The 24,339-nt window shown below is 70.1% G+C and carries 21 protein-coding genes; 14 read left to right on the top strand and 7 right to left on the bottom strand.

Annotated elements, in window-relative coordinates; all coding sequences use genetic code 11:
* Positions 1 to 93: 93 nt before the first annotated feature.
* From ACIPJ2_RS05805 to ACIPJ2_RS05825, 5 genes are all read right to left on the bottom strand, one after another.
* The gene (locus ACIPJ2_RS05805; protein WP_402727960.1) at positions 94 to 1,200 is read right to left on the bottom strand and encodes a substrate-binding domain-containing protein; all 1,107 of its coding nucleotides are present in this window, start codon (positions 1,198 to 1,200) and stop codon (positions 94 to 96) included.
* Positions 1,201 to 1,263: 63 nt separating this feature from the next.
* Positions 1,264 to 2,556 (bottom strand): multiple monosaccharide ABC transporter permease, encoded by a 1,293-nt coding sequence (gene mmsB / locus ACIPJ2_RS05810; RefSeq protein WP_402727961.1) that lies wholly within the window; start codon positions 2,554 to 2,556, stop codon positions 1,264 to 1,266.
* Positions 2,553 to 4,076 carry a multiple monosaccharide ABC transporter ATP-binding protein gene (mmsA, locus tag ACIPJ2_RS05815; protein ID WP_402728320.1) on the bottom strand — a complete coding sequence of 508 codons (1,524 nt, stop codon included), beginning with the start codon at positions 4,074 to 4,076 and terminating at the stop codon, positions 2,553 to 2,555. Before mmsA ends, mmsB begins: the two co-directional genes overlap by 4 nt.
* A gap of 556 nt (positions 4,077 to 4,632) precedes the next feature.
* Entirely contained in the window at positions 4,633 to 5,655 is a 1,023-nt protein-coding gene (locus ACIPJ2_RS05820; protein WP_281266737.1) for a LacI family DNA-binding transcriptional regulator, read from the bottom strand.
* 205 nt (positions 5,656 to 5,860) lie between these two features.
* A complete protein-coding gene (locus ACIPJ2_RS05825; RefSeq protein WP_402727962.1) occupies positions 5,861 to 6,916 on the bottom strand; it encodes a magnesium and cobalt transport protein CorA in 1,056 nt (351 codons plus the stop codon).
* A gap of 288 nt (positions 6,917 to 7,204) precedes the next feature.
* Between ACIPJ2_RS05825 and ACIPJ2_RS05830 the strand changes: the two genes are divergently transcribed.
* Complete coding sequence (locus ACIPJ2_RS05830) at positions 7,205 to 7,642, top strand: hypothetical protein (protein WP_402727963.1); 438 nt, start codon at positions 7,205 to 7,207, stop codon at positions 7,640 to 7,642.
* A gap of 66 nt (positions 7,643 to 7,708) precedes the next feature.
* Here ACIPJ2_RS05830 and idi read toward each other — a convergent pair whose 3' ends face one another.
* Positions 7,709 to 8,242, bottom strand: coding sequence for an isopentenyl-diphosphate Delta-isomerase (gene idi / locus ACIPJ2_RS05835; RefSeq protein WP_402727964.1), 534 nt, complete (start codon positions 8,240 to 8,242; stop codon positions 7,709 to 7,711).
* Positions 8,243 to 8,263: 21 nt separating this feature from the next.
* On the opposite strand from idi, the gene ACIPJ2_RS05840 reads away from it, so the two are divergent.
* The 12 genes from ACIPJ2_RS05840 (at position 8,264) to ACIPJ2_RS05895 (ending at position 21,975) form a co-directional block, all read left to right on the top strand.
* Positions 8,264 to 9,322 (top strand): polyprenyl synthetase family protein, encoded by a 1,059-nt coding sequence (locus ACIPJ2_RS05840; protein WP_402727965.1) that lies wholly within the window; start codon positions 8,264 to 8,266, stop codon positions 9,320 to 9,322.
* Entirely contained in the window at positions 9,319 to 10,254 is a 936-nt protein-coding gene (locus ACIPJ2_RS05845; RefSeq protein WP_402727966.1) for a phytoene/squalene synthase family protein, read from the top strand. The genes ACIPJ2_RS05840 and ACIPJ2_RS05845 overlap by 4 nt, the downstream gene beginning before the upstream one ends.
* On the top strand, positions 10,251 to 11,957 hold the full coding sequence (gene crtI / locus ACIPJ2_RS05850; RefSeq protein WP_402727967.1) for a phytoene desaturase family protein: 1,707 nt from the start codon (positions 10,251 to 10,253) through the stop codon (positions 11,955 to 11,957). Before ACIPJ2_RS05845 ends, crtI begins: the two co-directional genes overlap by 4 nt.
* The gene (locus ACIPJ2_RS05855; protein ID WP_402727968.1) at positions 11,957 to 12,292 is read left to right on the top strand and encodes a lycopene cyclase domain-containing protein; all 336 of its coding nucleotides are present in this window, start codon (positions 11,957 to 11,959) and stop codon (positions 12,290 to 12,292) included. Before crtI ends, ACIPJ2_RS05855 begins: the two co-directional genes overlap by 1 nt.
* Complete coding sequence (locus ACIPJ2_RS05860; protein WP_402727969.1) at positions 12,289 to 12,687, top strand: lycopene cyclase domain-containing protein; 399 nt, start codon at positions 12,289 to 12,291, stop codon at positions 12,685 to 12,687. Before ACIPJ2_RS05855 ends, ACIPJ2_RS05860 begins: the two co-directional genes overlap by 4 nt.
* A complete protein-coding gene (locus tag ACIPJ2_RS05865; RefSeq protein WP_402727970.1) occupies positions 12,684 to 13,577 on the top strand; it encodes a prenyltransferase in 894 nt (297 codons plus the stop codon). Before ACIPJ2_RS05860 ends, ACIPJ2_RS05865 begins: the two co-directional genes overlap by 4 nt.
* 191 nt (positions 13,578 to 13,768) lie before the next feature.
* Positions 13,769 to 14,833 carry a Gfo/Idh/MocA family protein gene (locus tag ACIPJ2_RS05870; RefSeq protein ID WP_402727971.1) on the top strand — a complete coding sequence of 355 codons (1,065 nt, stop codon included), beginning with the start codon at positions 13,769 to 13,771 and terminating at the stop codon, positions 14,831 to 14,833.
* A 150-nt stretch (positions 14,834 to 14,983) separates the two neighbouring features.
* Entirely contained in the window at positions 14,984 to 15,448 is a 465-nt protein-coding gene (locus tag ACIPJ2_RS05875; protein ID WP_402727972.1) for a hypothetical protein, read from the top strand.
* A gap of 2 nt (positions 15,449 to 15,450) precedes the next feature.
* On the top strand, positions 15,451 to 16,476 hold the full coding sequence (locus ACIPJ2_RS05880; RefSeq protein WP_281266749.1) for a YihY/virulence factor BrkB family protein: 1,026 nt from the start codon (positions 15,451 to 15,453) through the stop codon (positions 16,474 to 16,476).
* Positions 16,477 to 16,506: 30 nt separating this feature from the next.
* Positions 16,507 to 16,998 carry a DedA family protein gene (locus ACIPJ2_RS05885; protein WP_402727973.1) on the top strand — a complete coding sequence of 164 codons (492 nt, stop codon included), beginning with the start codon at positions 16,507 to 16,509 and terminating at the stop codon, positions 16,996 to 16,998.
* A 10-nt stretch (positions 16,999 to 17,008) separates the two neighbouring features.
* A complete protein-coding gene (locus ACIPJ2_RS05890; RefSeq protein WP_402727974.1) occupies positions 17,009 to 17,704 on the top strand; it encodes an SDR family oxidoreductase in 696 nt (231 codons plus the stop codon).
* 59 nt (positions 17,705 to 17,763) lie between these two features.
* A complete protein-coding gene (locus ACIPJ2_RS05895) occupies positions 17,764 to 21,975 on the top strand; it encodes a hypothetical protein (protein WP_402727975.1) in 4,212 nt (1,403 codons plus the stop codon).
* A 37-nt stretch (positions 21,976 to 22,012) separates the two neighbouring features.
* Here ACIPJ2_RS05895 and ACIPJ2_RS05900 read toward each other — a convergent pair whose 3' ends face one another.
* The gene (locus tag ACIPJ2_RS05900; protein WP_402727976.1) at positions 22,013 to 23,584 is read right to left on the bottom strand and encodes an ABC-F family ATP-binding cassette domain-containing protein; all 1,572 of its coding nucleotides are present in this window, start codon (positions 23,582 to 23,584) and stop codon (positions 22,013 to 22,015) included.
* A 284-nt stretch (positions 23,585 to 23,868) separates the two neighbouring features.
* Between ACIPJ2_RS05900 and ACIPJ2_RS05905 the strand changes: the two genes are divergently transcribed.
* Complete coding sequence (locus tag ACIPJ2_RS05905; RefSeq protein WP_402727977.1) at positions 23,869 to 24,288, top strand: DUF3151 domain-containing protein; 420 nt, start codon at positions 23,869 to 23,871, stop codon at positions 24,286 to 24,288.
* Positions 24,289 to 24,339: the final 51 nt, after the last annotated feature.

A 24,339-nucleotide genomic window follows, 5' to 3' on the forward strand; every position in this document is an offset into this window, starting at 1 on the left:
CGTGGCCGGGCGCGACGCCCCGGGCCCGCAGGCCGGGAACGGGACAGGGCCCCGTCCGCGAGGCGGACGGGGCCCTGTCGGGTGCTGTGTTGCTTACTTGCCGGCCTCGGCCAGCTTCTCGAGGGTGTCGTTGCCCTTGTAGGCCTCGACCGCGTTCTCCTTGGTGACGAGCACCGGGGTGAGTTCGATCGCGGGGACCGTCTTCACACCGTTGTAGTTGTTCGTCTTGTCGATCTTGGTGTCGGGCTTGTCGCCCTTGGCCAGCGTCGAGACCAGGTCGACGGCCGCCTGGGCCTCTTCCGTGGTGTTCTTGTAGATCGTCGAGTACTGCTCGCCGCTCATGATGAGCGGGATCGACGCGGTCTCCGAGTCCTGCCCGGTGACGACGGGGTTCTCCTTGCCGGCGGCCTTGGTCGCGGTCAGGATCGCGCGGGCGAGGGTGTCGTTCGGCGACAGGACGCCGTCGAGCTTGGTGTCACCCGTGTAGTACTGCGACAGCAGGTCCGTCATGCGGGACTGGGCCTTCTGCGCGAGCCAGCCCTGCGTGTTGACCTTGCCGAACGTGGTCTGACCCGAGACGACCTTGAGCGTGCCGTCGTCGATCTTCGGCTGCAGGACGCTCATCGCACCGTTGAAGAACACGGTCGCGTTTGCGTCGTCCGGCGAACCGGCGAAGAGCTCGACGTTGTACGGCCCGCTGCCCTTCTTCTCCTTGAGGCCCTTGAGGAGCGCGTTGGCCTGCAGCTGGCCGACCTTGTAGTTGTTGAACGCGACGTAGTAGTCGACGTTCTTGGTGTTCAGGATGTTGCGGTCCCAGGCGATGACGACGGCACCAGAGGACTTCGCCGACTTGACCTGCGAGGTGAGCTGCGAGCCGTCGGCCGCACCGATGATGACGGCCTTCGCACCCTTGGTGATCATGCCCGAGATCTGCGACTGCTGGTCCGGGACGGGGCTGCCGGCGTTGGCGTACTGGATGTCCGCCTTGAAGCCGGCGTCCTCGATCGACTTCTTGAACGCGGCACCCGCGAGGACCCAGTTCTGCGAGGTCTTCGCCGGGAGCGCGACGCCGATGAGGTCGCCCTTCTTGATGGTCGCGTCGGAACCGCTGCCGGAGTCCGAGCCACGTGCGGAGCAGCCGCTGAGGGCGAGACCCGCGATGAGCGCCAGGCTGAGGCCGGCGACGATCTTCTTGCGCATGTGATTGCTTTCTCTTCGTTGAGGAGGGATGGGGCCGGAGCCCCGCTGTGGGGAGTGGGTGAGCTAGGGGAGGGTGATCTTCTCGGGCTGGTCCTCGATGGACTTCGGCTGCTGCGCGGCCACCGTGTTCTGTTCGGTGTCCTTGCGCTGGAACTGCCGCATCATGCCGCCGATCAGGGACGGACGCCCCTGCGACTTCGAGTAGACGTCGAAGGCGACGGCGACGAGCAGGACGAGACCACGGATGATCTGCACCTTGTTCGACTCGATGCCCATGAGCTGCAGGCCGTTCGACAGCAGCGCCATGACGAGACCACCGATGATCGACCCGGAGATCGTGCCGACACCACCGGCGACCGCTGCACCACCGACGAACACGGCGGCGATCGCGTCGAGCTCCCAGCCGGTGCCGTCAGCAGGGCCGGAGGCGCCCGAGTACCCGACGAAGACCATGCCGGCGATCGCGGCCAGGACGGACATGTTCATCATGACGAAGAAGTTGACCTTCTTGGCGCTGACGCCGGAGAGGACCGCGGCGTTGGCGTTGCCACCGACGGCGTAGACCTGGCGACCGAAGATCGTGTTCTTCGTGACGAAGCCGTAGATGATCGTCAGGACGCCGAGGATGATCGCGACGACGGGGACCGAGGTGCCGACGGGGCCGGCGCCGAAGAGGTACGTCGCGACGAGCGTGACGGCGACGAGGACACCGGTGCGGACGATGGAGACCCACAGCGGCGGGACCTCTGCCTGCATCTTCCGGCGGCGGGCGCGTCCGCGGACCTCGATGATGATGAGGGCAGCGATCGTCACGAGGCCGATGAGCAGGGTGCCGTTGCTGTAGCCGAAGTCCGGCCCGAAGTCGCCGAGGAAGCCGGCGCCGATCGGGGTGTAGCCGTCCGGGACGGGGACCGAGGTCGAGTTGCCGATGATCTGGTTCGCACCACGGAAGATCAGCTGACCGGCCAGCGTCACGATGAACGCGGGGACCCGGACGAACGCGACCCAGAAGCCCTGCCAGGCACCGATCAGGGCGCCGCACACCAGGCCGAGGATGATCGCGGCCCACACCGGGAAGTGCCACACGGCCATCGACTGAGCGACGACGATGCCGACGACCGCCGCGACCGAGCCGACCGACAGGTCGATGTGACCGGCGATGATCACCATGACCATGCCGAGCGCCAGGATGAGGATGTAGGAGTACTGCAGGAACAGGTTGATGACGTTCGTGGGCTCGAGGATGAGCCCGTTCGTCGTGATCGAGAAGATGATCAGGATCGCGATCAACGCGATGATCATGCCGTACTGGCCGATGCTGTTGCCCTTGCCGAAGAGCAGTCTCAGGTTCTTCATTTCGCGAGTGCGCCCTTCCGCGCGGAGGTCATGCTGCGCATGAGCGTTTCCGGATCGGCCTGGTCGGCCGGTACGTCGTTGGTGATCTGGCCCTCGAAGATCGTGTAGATCCGGTCGGAGAGGCCCAGGAGTTCGGGGAGCTCGGACGAGATGAGGATGATGCCCTTCCCCTCGGCCGCGAGCTGCTGGATGATGCCGTAGATCTCGAACTTCGCGCCCACGTCGATGCCGCGGGTCGGTTCGTCGAGGATGAGCAGGTCCGGGTCGGTGAACATCCACTTCGACAGGACGACCTTCTGCTGGTTCCCGCCGGAGAGCTTCCCGACGTTCTCCTCGACGCTCGGCACCTTCGTGCGGAGCAGCTTCCGGTACTTCTCGGCGACGTCGTACTCCTCGAGGGAGTCCACGACGCCGGCCTTCGAGATCTTGTGCAGGTCGGCGGACACCGTCGAGCGCTTGACGGTGTCGAGCAGGTTCAGGCCGAGGGCCTTGCGGTCCTCGGACACGTAGCCGAGTCCGGCGTCGATCGCCTGCTGGACGTTGTTGAGCTTGATCTCCTGGCCGTCCTTGAAGACCTGGCCGCCGAGGAACGTGCCGTAGGAGTGGCCGAAGATGCTCATCGCGAGCTCGGTGCGGCCGGCGCCCATGAGCCCGGCGAACCCGACGATCTCGCCGCGCTTCACGTGGAAGTTCGAGCCCTTGCAGACCAGGCGGGACGAGTCGAGCGGGTGCTGCACGGTCCAGTCGCGGACCTCGAAGAAGGTCTCGCCGATCTTCGGGGTGCGGTCGGGGAAGCGGGACTCGAGCGAGCGGCCGACCATCCCGCGGATGATGCGGTCCTCGTTGACGCCGTCCGCCTTGACGTTGAGCGTCTCGATGGCCTTGCCGTCACGGATGATCGTGATGCTGTCGGCGATCTGCTCGATCTCGTTGAGCTTGTGGCTGATGATGATGCTCGAGATGCCCTTGGCCTTCAGACCGACGATCAGGTCGAGCAGGTGCTGCGAGTCGTTCTCGTTGAGCGCCGCGGTGGGCTCGTCGAGGATGAGGAGCTTGACGTCCTTGTGCAGGGCCTTGGCGATCTCGACCAGCTGCTGCTTGCCGACGCCGATGTTCTTGATCTGCGTGTCCGGGTCGTCGGCGAGGCCGACGCGGGCGAGCAGGTCCTGGGCGCGGAGCTGGGCCGTGGTCCAGTCGATCGCCCCGAAGCGGCTCGGCTCGTTGCCGAGGAACAGGTTCTCGGTGATCGAGAGCTCCGGGATGAGCGCGAGCTCCTGGTGGATGATGACGATGCCGGCCTGCTCGGACTGCTTGATGTCCTTGAAGCGGACCTCTTCGCCTTCGTAGACGATCTCGCCCGTGTAGGTGCCGTACGGGTAGACGCCGGACAGGACCTTCATGAGGGTCGACTTGCCCGCACCGTTCTCCCCGCAGATCGCGTGGATCTCACCGGCGCGGACCGTGAGCGAGACGTCCGCGAGGGCCTTGACACCAGGGAACTCCTTGGTGATCGACCGCATCTCGAGGATGGTCTCGGGTGCGGTGATCGACCGGGTCTCGAGTCCGGTGTCGATCGGGTTTGACGCCACTGTGCATCTCCTTCTGCCGCTTCGGTGCGGCAGTCCTTCGGTGGTTCTGCGAGCGGCAGCGAAGGCACAGAGGTCTGTGTGGACTTCGTTGTCGCGTCCGGTGTCCCAGTCTGTGTGACGGTCCATGTGAACGGTCACATCGGCTGGAACGGAGGTAATACTACGCACGGCGTCGGCGCGGGTGTCAATTCGGATTGGTCGCGTTTCGGTAACGGCCCGCAGTTCCGCGCCGTCGGGCCGCACGGTGACCCTCGATGTGGGGTCGCTTCCCCGGCGTGGCGGGCATCGGACGGGAGGCTCGTGGCGGCCTGGCCACGAGCCTCCCGTGCGCCGTTCTGGCCGGTCTCGGCCGTGGGCCGAATCGCGCGTAGGGAGCCGAATCGCGCGTAGGAGGTCGAATATTCCGACCTCTTACGCGCGGAAGGGCCTCCTACGCGCGGAACGGCCTCCTACGCGCGGAACGGCCTTCTACGCGCGGAACGGCCCGCTACCCGCGGTGCCGCGGCGCGCTCGTGGAGGCGCGGACCACCAGCTGGGGGACGATCTCGATCGGGCGGAGCACATCGCCCTCGTGGGGGAGGAGCAGGTCCACGCAGCGTCGCCCGAGCTCCGCGAAGTCGACCTGCACGGTGGTCAGCGGCGGCCAGAAGTGCTTCGCCTCCGGGATGTCGTCGTACCCCACCACGGACAGGTCTCCCGGCACGTCGAGCCCGTACGACCGCGCCGCGTGCATCACCCCGAGCGCCATGGCGTCGTTCGAGCAGAACACCGCCGTGCAGTCCCGCCATCGAAGGAGCTCGCGGCCGGCGTGGTACCCGAAGTCCGCGGTCCAGTCGCCCAGGATCGGCGGCTGCACGGGCTTGTCGCGGTCGGACATCTCGCGGAGGAAGCCCTGCATGCGGGCGTCGGCCTCGATCCAGTCCTGCGGTCCCGCGATGTGCCTGATGTACTCGTGGCCGAGGTCGAGCAGGTGCGCCGTGGCCAGGCGCGCGCCCTCCATCTGGTCGACCCAGAGCGCCGTCGGGTCCTCGCCGATGCTCGAGCGCAGCGTGATGTACGGCGTCCGGACGCCGAGCTCCTCGATGAGGTCGAACACACGCTGCTGCGGCGCGATGACGATCATGCCCTCGACGTCCTGGTCCAGCAGGTGCCCGAGCCCGTCGCGTACTGCGGCGTCGGTCGGCTCGGCGATGTTCGCCGTCGTGACCGAGTACCCGCGCGCGACGGCCGAGTCCTCGATCGCCTGCATCGTGACCGCGGGGCCGTAGTGCGAGCGCTGTGCCGTCAGCACCCCGATCGTCCGGGTCCGGCTCGTCACCAGCGCGCGTGCGGCGCGGTTCGGTCGGTACTGCAGCTGCTCCATGGCAGCGACCACGCGCTCCCGTGTCTCGGCGCGGATCGCGTCCGAGTTGTTGAGCACCCGCGACACGGTCTGGTGCGACACCCCGGCGACCCGCGCGACATCGCGGATGGAGGGCGATCGCGGTTGCTGTGCCCGCGTCGACGCCATTGCTACTCGTTCCCGCTCGGTCTGCTGGCACGCCCATGTGCACGTTCACATTCCGAGCCAGATCATTATGCACGTCCGGATGCTCGGCGCCACCTGAGTTGTCGTGCTGCTGATGCACCCCCGAGCGCCTGAGACACCTCCGAGCTGCTGAGACACCCCCGATTCCGGAGGTGTCTCAGCAGCTGGGCGGCGTTTCGGCGGCGCGTCAGAGCCAGTTGCGCTTGCGGAACACCACCCACAGCACGCCGGCCAGGGCCAGCATCGCGACGATCGCGGCCGGGTAGCCGTACCGCCAGTGCAGCTCGGGCATGTGGTCGAAGTTCATCCCGTACACGCCGGCGATGAGCCCCGGCGCGAACAGGATCGCCGCCCACGATGAGATCTTCTTCACCTCTTCGCCCTGCTGGTGCGCGGCACGGGCGAGCTGCCGGCTCTCCTCGCCCTGCGCCAGGCTCGCGCTCGTCATCCGCCGCATCGCCTCGTTCTGCTCCTGCGACACCAGGGTCGAGTGCAGGGTCAGGGCGTTCTCGAGCAGGGCGCGGAACGAGTCGATCCGCTCGGTCACCCGCAGCGCGTGGTCCATCACGTCGCGCAGCCGGTGCTGGACGTCCTCGTCGACGGCGTACTTGTCGGCGCCGCGGAGCAGCCCCTTCACCATCGCGGGGACCGGCTTCGTCGCACGCTGGAACGCCAGGACCTCGCTGAGGAGCTGGTAGATCCGCTTCGAGACGTCGGCGGCGACGTGGCCGGCGAAGAGCTGGTCCTCGATCTCGTCGATCTCGTCCTGCAGCACCTCGACGACCGGCGCGTAGCCGTCCACGACCTCGTCGAGCACCGCGGCGGTGACGGCTTCCGAGCCCTTCGCGAGGAACTCCGGGTCCTGCTCGACGCGTGCGCGCAGGGCGGCCAGGTCCGGGCGGTCGGCGTGCCGGACACTCACCACGAAGCGGTCGCCGACGAACAGGTGCACCTCGCCGAACTCGACCGTGCCCTGGTCCGCGTCGTACCAGGCCGGACGGAGCACCACGAACAGGGTGTCGCCGTAGCGCTCGAGCTTGGCGCGCTGGTGGCCCTTCATCGCGTCCTCGACGGCGTTCTCGTGCAGGTCGAACTCCGTCGCGACGGACTCGAGCTCACGTGGGTCCGGGCGCAGCAGCCCGATCCACGCGAGGTCGCAGTCCCGTCGTGCATCGAGCGACAGGGTCGATGACGACTCGACGCGACGTCCGTCGACGTAGATCGCGTTGTCGATCATTGCCATGCTGTGCTCCTTCGGTCGGGAGCAGGCAGGCGCGAGTCCGCGCGGGAGAACCGCTGCGGGGCGGTGGATCTAGGACACGGGCACGGGGGCGACCGGAAGGGTCAGCCGGCCCGCGCGAGGATGGTCACCCGACATCGCGCCTCACCTGCCCTTCTGGTTCGTCCTGTGCCGCGGGGTGTCCCGCAGCCAACCGCCGAGCGTACGCCTGTCGTCCGCGATTCCCAAATACTCCCGGGTGTGCTGATGTTTCAGTGTGACATCTCGGTCACGCTGATCGAAGGAGATCTGATGAACGCATCACTCGTCCGGAACGGCCTCGTCGCGTCGGCACTGTCGGCTGCCCTGCTCGTGGGCATGACCGCAGGGCCCGCGGTCGCAGATTCCGCACCGACTGCCACCGGCAGCTTCGAGGTGAGCTGCGGCAGCCCCGGCGGCGGAGCGAAGGTGTCGTGGGAGCGCACCGGCACGACGTACCGAGCGACCATCGACCAGTACCGGCTGTCGCCGGCCCACGGCAACACGAACTCCGATGGCGAGGTGACGCTCGAGGTCAACGGAGGCGCGTACGTCCAGAAGACGAAGTTGCTGTCCGATGGCGGGTGGCACGGTCTCGGCGCCACGGTGACGGCGAACGTCGCCAGCGGGGCGTCGATCGAGAACCGGTTCACCTTCGTGTACCAGGGGTTCCCGAGCTACCCGTCGTGCACCGCGACGAAGTGGCTCTGACGACGCCGTGACACGGACCGTGGTGTCCGCGGCACCCGCCCCGGACGCCACGGTTCCGCTGCGAGGTCAGTCGAGCGCGCGGACCGGCAGTTCGGCGAGCTGCCAGCCGAGCCATGGGCTGAACGCGAACGGCGCTGCCGAGACCGCGGCGCGCAGCTTCTCCTCCGAGAGCCACACCCACTCGGACACCTCGTCGTCGGCGGGCTCCGGGTCGTGGTCGGCGACCGCACGGAACACCGGGCAGACCTCGTTCTCGACGATGCCGGACGCGTCGACCGCGCGGTAGCGGAAGTCCGGCAGGACCTCCTCGATGCCGTGCAGCGTCATGCCCAGCTCGCGTGCGGCCCGGCGGGCGATGGCGTCCTCGAACGACTCGTCGGGACCGGGGTGTCCGCAGAACGAGTTCGTCCACACCCCCGGCCAGGTCTTCTTCGCCAGCGCACGACGGGTCACGAGGATGTCGCCCGCCTCGTTGGTCACGTGGCAGCTGAACGCCAGGTGGAGGGGCGTGTGGTCTGTGTGCACCGTGAACTTGTCCGCCACGCCGATCGGGGTACGGTCGTCGGCGAGTAGCACCACGGTTTCCGGGAATTGGTTCATCTGTCTCGATAGATTAGTTGCATGACGGACGAAGCGGCCACCGTGGCGCCGATCGACCTCGCTTTGGTCGATGCGTGCCTCGAGCGCTTCTTCACGGTGTCCTCGGGCAGGGCACAGGCGTTCGGGCGTCCGTCCGAGGAACTCTGGCGGGTGCTCCGCAAGGCGAGCATGGGTGGCAAGCGCTTCCGCCCGCGCATGGTGCTCACCGCGTACGCCGGGCTCGGCGGCGACGACATGCACGCCGCGTCGCACATCGCGGCCGCGTACGAGCTGCTGCACACCGCGCTGGTCGTGCACGACGACGTCATCGACCGGGACTGGTCCCGCCGTGGGCAGCCGAACGTCGCAGGAGCCTTCCGCGACACGGGCACGACGGGTGGGCTCCCGCTGCCGATCGCCGAGCACCGGGGGATGAGCGCCGCCGTGATCGCGGGGGACCTGGCGCTCGCCGGAGCCCCGCGCTTCATCGAGTCGAGCGGCGTCACGGGCGACCGTCGCACCCGCCTGCTCGACCTGTTCGACGACGCCGTGTTCGCCAGCGCCGCCGGGGAGATGGCTGACGTCGACCTGAGCCACGGCGTGATGCCGACGGTGGACGAGGTCCTCCAGATGGAGCGGGCGAAGACGAGTGTGTACTCGTTCGAGGCGCCGCTGCAGTCCGGTGCGGTGCTCGCCGGCGCGGACGAGTCGATCGTCGCCGCGCTCGGGGCCTTCGGCCGTGAGATCGGCATCGCCTACCAGATCGTCGACGACCTGCTCGGGGTTTTCGGGGACGAGGCCGCGACGGGCAAGACCGCCATCGGTGACCTGCGCGAGGGCAAGCGCACCATGCTCATCGCCTACGCCGCCACGACCGACTGCTGGGCCGAGCTCGCGGCGTACCTCGGGGACCCGCACCTGACCGAGGAACGTGCGAGTGCGATGCGCGCGCTCCTGACGTCGTGCGGGGCCAGGGATGCTGCCCTCGCACGGGTCGAGGAGCACACGGCCCTGGCCCGCGCCGAACTCGCAGCCCTGCCGTACGACCTCGCGGACCGGCTGGAGACGCTCGTGTCCGAGCTGGTGGAGCGCGTCCGGTGACCTCCAGCAACGCCGGGAGCACGCACACCGCGCGGCTCCCGCTCTACGACGCCACGGCAGAGGCGGCGTCCTCCGTCGTCATCGAGCGCTACTCGACGTCGTTCGGCCTGGCGTCGCGCCTGCTCACGAAGGACACCAGGGAGCACATCAGGAACGTCTACGCGCTGGTCCGCGTCGCGGACGAGGTCGTGGACGGCCCCGCGACCGAGGCCGGGCTCGCACCGGACCTCGCCCGCACCGTGCTCGACGAGCTCGAGACGGACACCGAACGCGCGATGCGCCTGGGGTTCTCGGTGAACCCGGTCGTGCACGCGTTCGCCAGGACCGCCAGGACGATCGGGTTCGGCGCGGAGCTGACGGCCCCGTTCTTCGCCTCGATGCGGATGGACCTCGAGCAGACCGAGCACGACCAGGCCTCGTTCGACGCCTACGTCTACGGCTCGGCGGAGGTCGTCGGGCTGATGTGCCTCCGCGCGTTCGTGTACCGCGCCGGACGGCCGACCTTCGACGAGTCCGTGCTGGTCGAGGGTGCCAGGGCGCTCGGTGCCGCCTTCCAGAAGGTGAACTTCCTCCGCGACCTGCACGCCGACTTCGAGGTGCTCGGCCGGTCGTACTTCCCCGGTGTCGACGTGCGGACGTTCGACGAGGCCACGAAGGACCGACTCGTCGCGGACGTCCAGGCCGACCTCGACACCGCCGCCAGGACCGTGCCGCTGCTGCCGAAGGACGCCCGACAGGCGGTCGGCCTCGCGCACGCGCTGTTCCAGGAGCTCAACGACCGGATCGCGGCCACGCCGGCCGACCGGCTGATCACGACGCGCGTGCGCGTCCCGAACCCCGTCAAGGCGCGGCTCGCCGCGCAGGTGCTCGCCGGTCGCGCGCCGCTGCAGTCCCGGACCGTCACCACCACCCAGCCGGGAGGCTCCTCATGACCCCGCCACGAGCCTCCAGTCCGAAGAACCAGCCGTCCACTGCACGCAAGGTCCCCGTCCGTCGCGCCGTCGTGATCGGCGGCGGCATCAGCGGACTCGCGTCCGCCGCGCTGCTGGCGCGGGACGGCTTCGCCGTCACCGTGCTCGAGCAGCGCACCCAGCTCGGCGGCCGCGCCGGGTCGTGGGAGCGGGACGGCTTCCGGTTCGACACCGGGCCGTCGTGGTACCTCATGCCCGAGGTGTTCGACCACTTCTTCCAGCTGCTCGGCACCAGCGCCGAGGAGCAGCTCGACCTCGTGAAGCTCGACCCCGGGTACCGCGTCTACAGCGAGGGGTACGACGACCCGATCGACCTGCGGGCTTCCCGCGAGGACAACCTCGCGCTGTTCGAGTCGATCGAGCCGGGGGCCGGCGCCCGGATGGCGAAGTACCTCGACTCCGCTGCCGAGACGTACGAGATGGCCGTCCGGCGCTTCCTGTACGGCACGTTCCAGGACTTCCGGAAGCTCGCGGCCCCCGACGTGCTGCTCCGCATGGGCAAGCTCGCGCGGCTGCTCATCGAGCCGCTGTCGACGTTCGCCGAGTCCGCCGTGCGGGATCGTCGCCTGTGGCAGATCCTCGGATACCCGGCCGTGTTCCTCGGCACGAGCCCGTATGCCGCACCGAGCATGTACCACCTGATGAGCCACCTGGACCTCGCCGACGGGGTGCTCTACCCGAAGGGCGGCATCACCGAGGTCATCGCGGCCGTCGAACGCGTCGCCCGGGCCGAGGGGGCGCAGATCATCGCCGGCGCCAAGGTCGAGCGGATCCAGGTCGAGGGCGGCCACGTCACCGGCGTCGTGCACCGAGACCGTCGTGGCGCGCAGCACGTCGCACCGGCGGACGTCGTCGTGAGCGCCGCCGACCTCCGGCACACCGAGATGCAGCTCCTCGACCGCGAGCATCGGACGCACGACGAGTCGCACTGGAAGAAGCGTGACCCCGGCCCCTCCGCCGTGCTCGTCTACCTCGGTGTCGACGGCCCCGTGCCGGGGCTCCTGCACCACACGCTGGTGTTCACCGCGGACTGGAAGGCGAACTTCGGCGCGGTGTTCGGTGACGACCGGCACGTGCCCGACCCCGCGTCGATCTACGTCTGCGCCCCGTCCGAGACCGACCCGACCGTCGCACCGCGGGGATCGAGCAACCTGTTCATCCTGGTGCCGCTCCCCGCCGACGTCGGCATCGGCAAGGGCGGGGTCGACGGCGCGGGTGACTACGAGGTCGAGCAGATCGCGGACCACGCCATCGACGTCGTCGCCGAACGGTCGGGCGTGCCGGACCTCCGCGACCGCATCCGGGTGCGCAAGACGATCGGCCCCCGGGACTTCGCGGACGACTTCAACGCGTGGAGCGGCTCGATGCTCGGGCCGGCGCACACGCTCAAGCAGAGTGCGTTCTTCCGTGAGGGCAACGCCTCCGAGAAGGTCGAGGGGCTCTACTACGCGGGGTCCTCGACGATCCCGGGCATCGGGCTGCCGATGTGCCTGATCAGCGCCGAGGTACTGCTCAAGCGCATACACGGCGACACCTCGACCGAGCCGCTGCCGACGCCGCTCGAGCGTGCGGACGGTGCACCGCCCCGCCCGCCGAAGCGCGCGCCGCGGCGGACGCCGACCACGCCGCCGCCTCCGACCAAGACCCCGGCCGCGACGACCTGATGCCAGGGCTGTACCTCCTCGGGCTCCTCGTGGCGCTCACCGGGATGACCGTGCTCGACGCGCGCTTCCGGTTGTTCTTCTGGCGGGCGCCGTGGCGGGCCGGGGCCGTGATGGCGGTCGGTGTCGCGTTCTTCCTCATCTGGGACGCCGCGGGCGTGGGGCTCGGCATCTTCTTCATCGGGCAGCAGCGTCTGCTGACCGGCGTCCTGCTGGCGCCGGACGTCCCGCTCGAAGAGGTCTTCTTCCTGCTGCTGCTCGGCTACACGACGATGAACCTGATCGGGTTCATCCGGCCCCGCGTGGCCCGGGCGCTCGATCGGGCGGGGGACCGGTGACCGGCTCCGGCGCGTACGCGCTCCTCAGCCTGCCGTTCTTCGGGGTCGTCGCCGTGGTCGGGATCGTGGCAGCGGTGGTCGCGGCACGTCGCCAGCGCCGGCTCGGGCGCGACGTCCACCGCCGACGCCGCACGGGCGTGGTCACCGGGCTCGTCGCCGGTGTCGTGCTGCTCGTGATGACGATCGTGTTCGACAACGTCATCGTCACGCTCCGCGTCGTCGCCTACGACCCGGCGCTCATCAGCGGCGTGAAGATCGGGGCGATCCCGATCGAGGACCTGGCGTACTCGATCGCGGCCGTCGTCCTGCTGCCGAGCCTCTGGGTGCTGTTCGACCGCAGCCACGGGACGGACCACGAGACCCAGCCATCCACCGGACAGGAGCACGACCGATGACGGCGACCCCGGCCTCCCGGCAGTCCACCATGCGCGCGCTGTTCACCTCGTCGCGTCCGATCAGCTGGGTGAACACCGCGTACCCGTTCGGCGCCGCCTACCTGCTCGGCAGCGGGGAGCACTTCTCGATCCTCGCGTTCCTGATCGGCGTCGTGTACTTCCTGGTGCCGTACAACCTCGCGATGTACGGCATCAACGACGTCTTCGACTACGAGTCCGACCTGCGGAACCCGCGGAAGGGCGGCGTCGAGGGGGCGCTGCTCGACAAGAGCGTCCACCGGACGACACTCTGGGCGGTCGTCATCACGAACGTGCCGTTCCTCGTCGCGCTCGTGCTGCTGGGCGGCCCGTGGTCGTGGCTCGTCCTCGCGATCAGCGTCTTCGCGGTGATCGCCTACTCGGCACCGGGGCTGCGGTTCAAGGAGAAGCCGTTCCTCGACTCACTGACGTCGTCGACGCACTTCGTGTCGCCGGCGGTCTACGGGCTCGCGCTCGCCGGGACGCACTGGACCGGGCAGCTCGTCGCCGTGTGCGTGGCGTTCTTCCTGTGGGGCGTCGCCTCGCACGCGTTCGGCGCCGTGCAGGACGTGCTCGCCGACCGGGCCGGCGGGATCGGCTCGGTCGCGACCGTGATCGGTGCGCGGGCGACCGTACGCCTGGCGTTCGTGGCGTACGTGGTGGCCGGGATCGCGCTGCTGTTCTCGGCGTTCCCGGGGCCGATCGCCGCCGTGGTCGTGATCCCGTACGCGCTGAACGTGCTGCCGTGGTGGAACGTCACGGACGACGGCGCCGAGTCGGCGAACGCGGGGTGGAAGCGGTTCCTGTGGATCAACTACCTCGCCGGCTTCCTGGTGACGATGGCGCTCATCGCCTTCGCGTTCACGCGCTGAGCGGGGGCGCGCGGCGCGGGCGGCGCGGGTCGCTTCGCGCGTAGGAAGTCGAATCGCGCGGAGGTGTCCTGGATTCCAGACCACCCACGCGCGAAACGACCTCCCATGGCATGCGTTGTGGGAAGGAACCGCGCGCCTGACAGACTGGACGCGCGCGACGACAGCGCAGTCGAACACGAAGGAGTGCACGCATGACGGTCCGCATCATCCACGTCGGTCTCGGAGGGTGGGGCGGCAGCTGGGCCCGCACCGCACTCCCCGCGGTGTCGGAGGTCGAGGTGGTCGGGATCGCCGACCCGAGTGCGCCGACGCTCGAGGCCGTCCGGAAGGACCTCGGGCTGCCGGAGTCCGCCGCGTTCGGCTCCCTGACCGACGCGCTCCAGGCCGTCGACGCCGACGCCGTGGTCATCACCGCCCCGGCCGTCACGCACGTGCCGCTCGCCCTCGAGGCCCTCGCCGCCGGCAAGCACGTCCTGGTCGAGAAGCCCTTCGCCAACAGCGCCGCCGAAGCCGCCGAGGCCGTGCACCTCGCGGAGGAGCTCGGCCTCGTGCTGCAGGTCAGCCAGAACTACCGCTACTACCCGGCGCCCCGCGTCACGAAGGACCTCCTCGCCGCTGGTGCCGTCGGGGAGCTCTCGGCGATCAACATCGACTTCCGCCAGTGGGACAACGACCGTGCGTTCGAGGACCACCCGCACTACCGGTTCCCGCACGCGATGATCAACGACATGGCGATCCACCACTTCGACCTGCTCCGCATGGTCACCGGCAAGGAGGCCGTGCGGGTCTACGCCAGGGCCACCTACCCGTCATTCAGCAAGTACCAGGACGAGGCGGTCGCGTCGATGCTCATCGAGATGGAGGACGGCATCGTCGTCAGCTACCGCGGCAGCTGGCTCAGCCGCGGGGAGCACACCCCGTGGGCCGGCGAGTGGAGCATCCAGGGCGAGGACGGCGAACTCCAGTTCACCAGCCGGGGCGGGGAGCCCGGCGACGTCAGCTGGGACCGCGTGACCGTCCGGAAGCCCGAGGGGTCCGGTCGGACGTCCGGGGAGGCCGCTCGGACGTCCGTCGAGCTCCCCACGGCGGAGCACCACGACCGGCAGGGCGGGCTCCAGGCCTTCGCCCGTTCGGTGTCCGGCGGCGACGTCCCGGAGACGAGCGGGCGCGACAACCTCAGGAGTCTCGCGCTCATGGAGGCGGCCACCCGCTCAGCGGCGTCCGGCCTGCCAGAGGACGTCGTCGTCCCGAGCTGAGACCGAGCGGACATCGGGCTGAGACCGAGCGGACACCGGGCTGAGACCGAGCGGACATCGGGCTGAGACCGGGCGGACACCGATCATCCGCCACGCGCGAGCCGGACGCAGCCAGGGCCGCGTCCGGCTCGCGACGTGTACGAACGATGTATGGCGAACGACAGTCTCCCCGAGCTCGAACTCGCGAACGTCCGCACGCGTGAACGCATCACCGACACCGTCGAACGCATCCGGCACAAGGTGGACGTCCCCGCACGCACCCGCCTCGCGATCGCGAAGACGAAGCAGCGCTGGCACCGCGACCCCACCCCGCTCGTCGCGCTCGCCGCGACCGCCGCGGCCGGCGTCGCGGCGATCGTGGTGGGTGTCCGGATCCGGAACTCCCCGGCCGCGCGCCTCGACGCACTCCGCACCCCGGCTCCCGTCCCGGTGTTCAAGCCCGTCAAGGTGGGCAAGGACGGGACCGCGAAGGGCGTGCCCGTGTTCGCCCGCAAGGACGACAAGCACAACCCGGTGCTGCGGGACCAGAAGGCCTCCGAGAAGCGCCGCAAGACGGTGCAGAAGCAGGCGAAGAAGGCCGGCAAGCGCGCCGCCAAGCGAGCGAAGAGGATCTGACCATGGCGCGAGAGCACCACAAGCCGGACCCGGACGACCCCCGGAAGGCGGACAGCCCCACGGAGCTGACGAAGCCCACGCTCGTCTACACGCTGAAGAAGACGCTCCGCGAGTTCTCCGCGGACCAGTGCACCGACCTCGCCGCGAGCCTGACGTACTACACGGTCCTGGCGCTCTTCCCCGGGCTGCTGGCGATCGTGTCGATCCTCGGCCTCGTCGGGCAGGCGCAGTCGGTCGTCGACACGTTGCTCGACATCGTCAAGAACGTCGGATCGGCGCAGATCGCATCCCTGCTCGAGGAGCCGATCAACAGCCTCGTCCGGTCGCCGGCGGCACCCATCACCTTCATCGTCGGTGTCGTCGGCGCACTCTGGTCGGCCTCCGGGTACGTCGGCGCCTTCGGCCGCGCGATGAACCGCATCTACAACGTCCGCGAGGGCCGGCCGATCTGGAAGCTCCGCCCGACGATGCTCGGTGTCACGCTGTTCACCGTCGTCCTGCTCGTGATCGGACTGCTGGCACTCGTGAGCGGACCCATCGCGCGGAGCTTCGGCGACACGATCGGGCTCGGCGACGTGGCCGTCACGGTGCTGTCGATCGTGCAGTGGCCGATCCTGCTCGTCATCGCGATCATCGTCGTCGCGGTGCTCTACTACTGGTCGCCGAACGTCAAGCAGCCGAAGTTCCGGTGGGTGAGCGGCGGGTCGATCCTCGCGATCCTGATCCTCGTCATCGCGAGTGTCGGATTCGGGTTCTACGTCGCGAACTTCTCGAACTACAACGCCACGTACGGGTCCCTCGGTGGCGTCATCGTGTTCCTGCTGTGGGTCTGGATCACGAACAACGCGCTGCTGTTCGGCGCGGAGTTCGACGCGGAGCTCGAGCGCGGGCGACAGCTGCAGGCCGGCATCCGTGCCGAGGAGGACATCCAGCTCCCGGAACGCGACACCCGGCAGATCGAGAAGCAGGACGAGAAGCGTGCGCAGGACGTCCTCGACGGCATCAAGATCCGGGAGGGCCGGGGATAGCTCCCGGATGCGTCCGTTACGGTTCCGGGCGTGCCGTCCTTCCTCGAGGGGCTCCCGTTCTGGTGGCTCGTCCTCGCGCTCTTCGTGATCGTGTTCTGCCGTGCGCAGGCCACGTACTGGATCGCGCGTGGAGCCCTCGCCGGCGCATCGCGTTCCCGATGGGGCCGCTGGCTCGACTCCGCCGCGGTCCGTCGCGGCTCGGCGCTCCTCGACCGGTGGGGGCTCCCCGTCGTGACGGTGAGTTTCGTGACGGTCGGGCTGCAGACGGTGATGAACGCGGCAGCCGGGCTCGCCCGTGTCCCGTGGTGGCGGTACCTGCTCGCGATGGTGCCCGGGTGCGTCGCGTGGGCGTTCCTCTACGCCACCGTCGGGCTCGCGGTGTTCTGGGCCGTCGTCGCGGCGCTCGCCGGCTCGCCGTGGGGGATCGCAGCGGTGGCCCTCCTGGTGGTCGCCGCCGTCGTCGCGGTGACGGTCGTGCGGCACCGCGGCAGCCGGACGGGAGGCTCGTCCCGCCTTCCGTAGGCTGGCCTGCGTGACGCACGCACAGCCTCCAGTCCGTCCGGTCGCCCTGGTGACCGGAGCCACCCGCGGTATCGGCCGCGCGATCTCGGCCGATCTCGGCCGCACCCACCACGTGCTCGTCGGCGGCCGGACGGCCGACGCGGTGGACGCCGTCGTGGCGGAGCTGCCGAGCGCGTCGCCGTTCGTCGGGGACCTCGGCGCCGGCGACGTCCCCGAGCTGCCTGCACGACTCGACGTGCTCGTGCACTCCGCCGGTGTGGAGCAGGGCAACCGGATCGCGGACACCCCGCGGTCCACGTGGGAGGCGGTCTTCGCCACGAACGTCTTCGCCGTCGCCGAGCTCACGCGCCTCGCGCTGCCGGCACTCCGGGCGTCCCGCGGCATCGTCGTGACGATCAACTCCGGCTCAGGCTTCGTATCGGGACCGGGTGGCGGGGTCTACGGCGCCTCGAAGTTCGCGCTCCGGGCCTTCACCGACGCCCTGCGCGAAGAGGAACGTCCCAACGGCGTGCGGGTGTCGAGCGTGCACCCCGGTCGGACGGACTCGGACATGCAGCGGGCACTGACGGAGAAGCTCGGGGAGTCGTACGACGCGGAGTACTTCCTCGCGCCGGAGGACGTCGCCGACGCCGTGCGCACCGTCGTCGACCTGCCGGAGCGGGGCACGATCGAGACGCTGTCGATCCGTCCTACTCGCAAACGCTAGTCATATACGAAGTGTAAAATATGCAATTATGAGGGCTCCCCGTCCGAGGAGTCTTCGTCATGCGTTTCCACCGTCCTGCCCGCCTCACCGCCTTCGCCTTGTCTGCGGCGACCCTGGCCGCAGCCGTGATCCTGCCGGTGCTCCCCGCCGCCGCCGCCGAGATCACCACACCCGGTCCCCTGACCAAGATCGAGACGACCAACGCGCTGCGATGTCAGGTCTGGTATCAGGGCACGCAGCAGTTCTACGGCTCGAGTTCGTGCTACACCGCGGTGGCAGTGGACAACGTCATCCGGGGGTACGGTGCCGCGTGGACTCCGGAGAGTCAGACCGTGAGTGGTGCCGGGACGAAGGTCGACCCCCGGGTCATCACGACGACGGTCACCGGCGGCGGGCTGCGGCTCACGCAGCAGGACAGCTACGTGATCGGCAAGGGCGACTTCGACACCCGGGTCGACGTCGTCGACACCACCGGGCGGGACCGTGCCGTTACCGTCTACCGTGCTGCCGACTGCTACCTTCGCGGCGGTGACACCGGGTACGGCGAGTACGACAGCGCGACCGGCGCTCCTTCCTGCCTCAAGAACCCACCAGGGAGCGCCGAGCAGGGCCAGGTGGAGTCGTTCATCCCGAAGACGCCCGGTTCGAACTGGGCGTACGGGGGCTACTCCGCGGTCTACAAGTACTTGTCGGACCGGAAGCCCTTCCCGGACCGGCTCCTCACCACCAACCTGGTCGACAACGGCATGGGGATCAGCTGGGACGCGACCGTTCCGGCGAACGGCTCGAAGTCCTTCGAATGGCAGAACCACTTCCTCACGGGTGAGGACCCGGAAGTGCAGCTCGCGGCCTCCGGCGCGCTCGAGGACACCAACGAGAACGGCAGGACCGACGCGGCGGACACCGTCACGTGGACGGCCCTGCTCGAGAACACCGGCAACGTCCCGCTCTCCTCGGCCGCGGTGACGAACACCCTCGGAGCATCGGTGACCTGTCCCGCCGGCCCCATCGCCGTCGGTGCGACCGTCACGTGCACCGGGAGCGCACCGGTCGGTCAGTCCGCGATCGACGCCGGCTCCCTGACGAACACCCTCTCCGTCTCGGCCACGTCACCGAAGGGGAAGCCGGCCGCTGCCGGTCCCGAGTCCGCGACGGTCGAACTCTCCGGCGCCGCTGCGGTCTCCGCATCGGTCACGAGCAACCTCGGTGCCGCACCCGTCGCGGGTGACACGGTCACCTACCAGGTGGACGTCGAGAACACCGGTTCGCTCACCGTCGCCGACCTGTCGGTCAGTACGGAGTCGGCTCGGCTCGTGGAGTGCACGCCCACCACGATCGCGCCTGGCGGGACCGCAGTGTGCCGACTCGAGCGTCAACTGACCCAGGCGGACGTCGATGCCGGACACCTGGTGTTCACCGGTGTGGTCCGGGGTACTCCTGCGCGTGGTGAGGCCGGTACGCTCGCAGATCTCCGCCTCGACCAGGACATCGCCTCGTCCGCGACGGCGTCCGTCGCGACGACGTCCGACGCCGGCGTGTCCGTGCAGGCAGGGCAGACGATCCGGTACACGACGACCGTCACCAACACCGGGACCGTGACGCTCTCCGACCTCGCTGCTCGGCCGGCGATCGGCGATGCCGCGGCGTGCGAGCGGACGTCCCTCGCTCCCGGCGCATCGACGACCTGCGTCGTGACGTACAGCGCGACGCAGGCCGACGTGGACGCAGGAGCGGTGGAGCAGACCGTGACCGTCGTCGGTGCGGCTCCCGGTGCGGATCCGGCCCGACTCGGGTCCGCGGACGTCCGTGACGTCGCCGTGCCCGCGCCCGACGTCGACGCATCCGTCGAGACCGACGCGGCAGACGTCCCCGCCGTGGGCGACGTCGTCACGGCGACCGTCACCGTGACGAACACCGGGAACGTGACGCTCTCCGACGTGACCGTCGATCCCGCCACCGGCGACCCGGTGACCTGCGTCGCCGCCACCCTGGCTCCCGGAGCGACGACGACCTGCGTGGTGACCCGCGCCCCCCTGACCCAGGCCGACATCGACAGCGGCGCCATCGCGTTCTCCGGCGACGTCCTCGCCACCACGCCGGCCGGTGCGCGATCCGTGCTCGGCGGCGTCCGCGTGACCGATCCGGTCCCGGCGACCCCGTCGGCCGCTGCCACGATGACCTCGAACGCCGGCTCGGCGAAGGTCGGGCAGACCGTCACGTGGACCACCACGGTGACGAACACCGGCAACGTGACCCTGAGCACGGTCGTGGTCGACACTGTCGACGGTGCCGCCGTGTGCGACGTCGACGCCCTCGCCCCCGGACAGCGCGCGACGTGCACGTCGACCGCCGAGGTCACCCAGGCTGACGTCGACAGCGGCACCCTCGACCGCGAGGCCATCGTCAGCGCTGCAGCTCCCGGAGCCGCCCCGGCCGAACTCGCCCGTGCCGAGAGCTCGGACCGCATCGCGCCGGTCCCCGCGCTCGGGGCGTCCACGACGTCGGACGTCACCGAGCACACCGGTGTCGGTGACCAGGTGACGTGGACGACCACGGTCACGAACACCGGGAACGTCACGCTGTCCGCGCTCCGGATCGGTGCCGGCACCTGCGACTCCGCGGTGCTCGCGCCCGGAGCCGAGACCCGCTGCGTCGTGAGCCGGGAGCTGGCCCAGGTCGACGTCGACGCCGGTGTCGTCCGGCTGGACGGGGCGATCTCGGCGACCACGCCGGCCGGGGCCACGGCGGTCCTCGCTCGTGCCGCGGCGGAAGCTCCCGTCGCACAGCACCCGGCGCTCACGGCGACGAGCTCGTCGGACGCCGAAGCGCAGCCGTCCGTCGGTGACGTCGTCACGGTCGTCGTCGCCATGGAGAACACCGGCAACGTGACCCTGCGCGACCTCGCGCTCCGCCCGAGCCGCGGTGAGGTCGCGGACTGCGCGTCGGCGCCGCTCGCACCCGGAGCGCGGATCGAGTGCACCGTGACCACGACCGTCACGCAGGCGGACGTGGACGCCGGCGGGTTCGACGTCGGCACGACGGTCCTCGGGTCCACGCCGGCCGAGGACGGCGCCGAGCTGGCCGAGACCTCGGTCCGGGTGGACGTTCCTGCTCAGCCTGCTGCCACCCTCGCGCTCGCCGCCGCGGTGCGGGAGCGGCTCGACCCGGGCGCGGAGCTGCAGGTCGAGGCGACGGTGACGAACACCGGCAACGTGACCCTGTCCGACATCGAACTCGACGCTTCCGCCGATCAGCAGGTGGCCTGCCCGGACGGTGCGATCGCGCCGGGTGCGTCCGTCACCTGCACGATCACGGTGACGGTGACGCAGGAGCACGTCGACGCAGGTGGGATCGAGTTCCACGTCGACGGCACCGCCGCGGTCCCGTCCGGGGCGCGCACGGCCGTCCCGACCGCGGACCTGACCGTTCCGATCGACGCCGAGCCCGGTGCGACGCTGACCCTGGCGGTGGTGCCCGGTGGCGACCTGTCCGTCGGCAGCACCATCGGATTCCGCGCGACCGTGGCGAACACCGGGAACGTCACGCTCAGCCGACTGGCCGTGAGCCGACTCGTCGCGTTCGCGGCGAAGCACGGCGACGCCGGGGAAGCCCACGATGCCGGTGTGCTGGCGTGCTCGGACGAGACCGTCCCCGTGGGCGGTTCGGTGGCGTGCACCTTCGAGCGGACGATCACGCAGTCCGATCTCGACAGTGGTTCGCTACGCGAAGCCGTGACCGCGTCCGCCGGGGTCCCCGCAGGCGACGACCTCGCGATCGCTCCGGCGTCGGTGACGGTCACGGTGCCCCGGGCGATCGAGGGCTCGACCGAGTTGACTGCGAACACCGACGGTCCGGTGTCCGAGGGCACCAGGGTGACACTGACGACCACGATCCGGAACACCGGGTCCGTCACGCTCAGCGACCTCGTCGTTCGTCAGCACGATGCCGGCGAGCAGGTCTGCGTCGCGCCGGATCTCGCCCCCGGCGCTGAGACGACCTGCTCCGGTGAGCGAACGGTCACCGCGGCCGACGTGGAGCACGGCGCCCTCGAAGCCGCTGTCACGGTGACCGCGACGGATCCGCAGGGCCATGGGGTCGACCTGCCGGATGCCTCGGTGAAGATCCCGGCGACCGCTGCGGCCGAGTTGGCGTTCACCGGCGTGCAGGGGATCAGGCTCACCTCCGCGGCCGCCCTGGCGCTGGTGGCCCTCGGCGCGGCCACGATGGCCCTCATGGCGCGCCGGGCCCGCGCGGAGTCCGAATCGGACTGACCGGTGCCGCCGTGGGCCCGGCTCGGCCTGCCGCCCGTCACTGCGACGGCGACAGGTCGAGCCGGGCGTCGAGGTCCAGCCGGTCGAGGAACGTCTCGTCGTGGCTGACCACCACGACGGCCCCGCGGTAGGCCCCGAGCGCGTCGACGAGCTGGTCGACGCTCGTCATGTCGAGGTCGTTCGTCGGCTCGTCGAGCACCAGCAGCTGCGGGGGCGGGTCAGCGAGCACGAGTCCGGCCAGCGCCACCCGGAAGCGCTCACCACCGGAGAGCGCACCCGCGGGACGGTCCACCGTGTCCCCGCGCACCAGGAAGCGGGCGAGCCGGTTCCTGAGCACGGCGTCCCCGACGTGCTGCGCGCCGCGACGGACGTTCTCGAGCACGGTCAGGTCGTCGTCGAGCGAGTCCTTCCGCTGCGGCAGGTAGGCGATGTGCTCCACGTGCGGTTCGGCGTGCGTGCCCGGGAGCGGGTGCTCCCGCGCGGAGGGCCACCCGACGAGTTGCTCGAGCAGGGTCGTCTTGCCGACGCCGTTGTCCCCGCCGACGGCGATGCGTTCGGGTCCCTGCACGATCGTGTCCCGTCCGCGGACCGTGATCGTCGCGATGCGTCGGGACGCGGGGACGTCCGGATCGGGCAGCTCGACGTGGATGGACTCGTCGACCCGGAGCCGCGTCTCCGCCTCCCGCTTCGTCTGCAGGGCCGCTGCCTCGTCGTCCGCGTACCCGGTGCGGAGCCTCCCCGCCGTCTCCTCTCCCTTCTTCCGCATCTCGTTCGCGAAGATCTTCGGCATGCCCTGCGCGGCCTTGACGCCGGAGCGGGCCCGCCGCGCGATCTTCGTCTCCGCCTCGATCCGCTGCCGCTTCTCGGTGCGGTGCCGCTGCTCGGCGACCCGGACCTCGCGCTCGACGGCGGCCTGCTGGACGGCGAGGTGCTCCTCGAACGCGCTGAACGTCCCGCCGAACACGGTCATCGACCCGGCGCGGAGCTCGGCGACCTCGTCGACGTGCTCCAGGAGCTCCCGGTCGTGGCTGACGACGACGAGCGTCCCGTGCCAGGCGTCGACCATGTCGAGCAGCATCGTCCGCGCTCGTCGGTCGAGGTTGTTCGTCGGCTCGTCGAGGAACGCGATCGGGAGCCCGCGCAGCCGGATCCCGGCGACCGCTGCGAGGACCGCCTGACCGCCGGACAGCGTCGTGACGGGCCGGTCGAGGTCGATGCCGAGCGGGTCGAGCGCGGCTGCGGCGCGTTCCTCGACGTCCCAGTCGTCGCCGATGACGTCGAAGTGCGCGGGCGATGCGTCACCGCCGAGCACGGCTCGGAGCGCCCGGACCGTGGCGCCGATCCCGAGCAGGTCGGCGACGGTGTCCTCGGCGCGCACGGACATGCGCTGGGGGAGGTGGTCGACGGGACCCGACGTCGTGACGGTGCCAGACGTGGGGTGGAGCCGACCGGTGACCAGCCGGACCAGCGTGGTCTTCCCGGCCCCGTTCCTCCCGACCAGACCGGTCCGGCCGGAGCCGAAGGCGGTGGTGAGGTGGTCGATCGCGACGGTGCCGTCCGGCCAGGTGAAGGTGAGGTCGTGCAGGACGACCGATGGGTTCGCGGGCATGGAGGTGCCTCCCGTGTGTCGATGCGGGCGCACGACACCGGAGCCGCGGATGCGGCAGGGACCCGACTCAGGCGGCCGTGATCACGGTGTCAGCGCAGGGGCTGCTGCTGCGAGGACGCAGTACCGGTGATCACGCGCAAGGCGACTTCTTCCGTCGGTTCACCCCCGTTTCCGTGACCCGAGCCGGCGGTCGGTCTCCCGCCCCGCTGCTCCGCGGTCACGACGGAGTGTCCCCCACGGTAAGCCCGTTCCCGGACGGCCGCAAGGGATGACAGGGTGGAGGCATGCCCGAGAACCTGCTGCCGACCCCGTCGAGCAACCCCGAGACCCTGCTCCCCGCCGAACCCGAGGTGACCGCGGCGCTCGCCGCCGACGCACCCGTCGCCAGCGTGGTGGTGTCGCACCCGTCGTCGAGCCTGGCGTGGGCGCTCCTCGCCGACGAGGCGTGGGAGCGTGGCGCGACGCTCGAGTCCTACGCGTACGCCCGTGTCGGCTACCACCGCGGGCTCGACTCGCTCCGCAAGGCCGGGTGGCGGGGTGCCGGGCCGGTGCCGTGGTCGCACGAGCCGAACCGCGGCGTCCTCCGGGCGCTGTTCGCCCTGCGTCGCGCGGCCCAGGCGATCGAGGAGCCCGGCGAGCCCGAGCGCCTCACCGAGTTCCTCGACGGCGCCGACCCCGCAGCGATCCCCGCGCTGACCGCGTAGGGCGGCGCGCCCGCCGCCCCTCCGCCCGCCGACCGCCGGCGCGGATCGCCG

The sequence above is a fragment of the Curtobacterium sp. NPDC090217 genome (assembly GCF_044746705.1).
Taxonomy (GTDB): domain Bacteria; phylum Actinomycetota; class Actinomycetes; order Actinomycetales; family Microbacteriaceae; genus Curtobacterium.

Coding starts and splice junctions, on each gene's coding strand:
- ACIPJ2_RS05840 (WP_402727965.1), top strand. CDS start 8,264: ATGACGGACGAAGCGGCCACCGTGGCGCCGATCGACCTCGCTTTGGTC.
- ACIPJ2_RS05855 (WP_402727968.1), top strand. CDS start 11,957: ATGCCAGGGCTGTACCTCCTCGGGCTCCTCGTGGCGCTCACCGGGATG.
- mmsB (WP_402727961.1), bottom strand. CDS start 2,556: ATGAAGAACCTGAGACTGCTCTTCGGCAAGGGCAACAGCATCGGCCAG.
- ACIPJ2_RS05865 (WP_402727970.1), top strand. CDS start 12,684: ATGACGGCGACCCCGGCCTCCCGGCAGTCCACCATGCGCGCGCTGTTC.
- ACIPJ2_RS05830 (WP_402727963.1), top strand. CDS start 7,205: ATGAACGCATCACTCGTCCGGAACGGCCTCGTCGCGTCGGCACTGTCG.
- ACIPJ2_RS05825 (WP_402727962.1), bottom strand. CDS start 6,916: ATGGCAATGATCGACAACGCGATCTACGTCGACGGACGTCGCGTCGAG.
- ACIPJ2_RS05905 (WP_402727977.1), top strand. CDS start 23,869: ATGCCCGAGAACCTGCTGCCGACCCCGTCGAGCAACCCCGAGACCCTG.
- mmsA (WP_402728320.1), bottom strand. CDS start 4,076: ATGCGGTCGATCACCAAGGAGTTCCCTGGTGTCAAGGCCCTCGCGGAC.
- ACIPJ2_RS05875 (WP_402727972.1), top strand. CDS start 14,984: ATGGCGAACGACAGTCTCCCCGAGCTCGAACTCGCGAACGTCCGCACG.
- ACIPJ2_RS05870 (WP_402727971.1), top strand. CDS start 13,769: ATGACGGTCCGCATCATCCACGTCGGTCTCGGAGGGTGGGGCGGCAGC.
- ACIPJ2_RS05900 (WP_402727976.1), bottom strand. CDS start 23,584: ATGCCCGCGAACCCATCGGTCGTCCTGCACGACCTCACCTTCACCTGG.
- ACIPJ2_RS05820 (WP_281266737.1), bottom strand. CDS start 5,655: ATGGCGTCGACGCGGGCACAGCAACCGCGATCGCCCTCCATCCGCGAT.
- ACIPJ2_RS05895 (WP_402727975.1), top strand. CDS start 17,764: ATGCGTTTCCACCGTCCTGCCCGCCTCACCGCCTTCGCCTTGTCTGCG.
- crtI (WP_402727967.1), top strand. CDS start 10,251: ATGACCCCGCCACGAGCCTCCAGTCCGAAGAACCAGCCGTCCACTGCA.
- ACIPJ2_RS05805 (WP_402727960.1), bottom strand. CDS start 1,200: ATGCGCAAGAAGATCGTCGCCGGCCTCAGCCTGGCGCTCATCGCGGGT.
- ACIPJ2_RS05880 (WP_281266749.1), top strand. CDS start 15,451: ATGGCGCGAGAGCACCACAAGCCGGACCCGGACGACCCCCGGAAGGCG.
- idi (WP_402727964.1), bottom strand. CDS start 8,242: ATGAACCAATTCCCGGAAACCGTGGTGCTACTCGCCGACGACCGTACC.